Genomic DNA, 226 nt, shown 5'->3' with positions numbered 1-226 from the left:
GGCTACGGAACTTCAACAACCAGTGGTAGCTCACCTTATGGACATGTTGCTGTAGTCACGGCAGTTCACCCAGATGGTACATTTGACGTACAAGAAGCAGGATATGGTGGAGCCTTTCCTTGGGGGAATGTGCGTAAAAATCTAAGCCCTCAAAATGTAATTTTCACGCTTCCCAATTAGTCAACTTAGATAAACTTAATATACTAGAATGAATAGAATTAAATCC

At 41.2% G+C, this 226-nt stretch carries 1 pseudogene; it reads left to right on the top strand.

Annotated features, from left to right (window positions below):
- Positions 1–180: pseudogene (locus FDX22_RS30360) on the top strand (CHAP domain-containing protein); the annotation flags it as partial.
- Positions 181–226 lie beyond the last annotated feature (46 nt).

The organism is Citrobacter sp. TBCS-14 (genome assembly GCF_005280805.1).
Classification (GTDB): Bacteria; Pseudomonadota; Gammaproteobacteria; order Enterobacterales; family Enterobacteriaceae; genus Citrobacter; species Citrobacter gillenii.
This window is presented reverse-complemented; position numbering and strand designations above follow the sequence as displayed.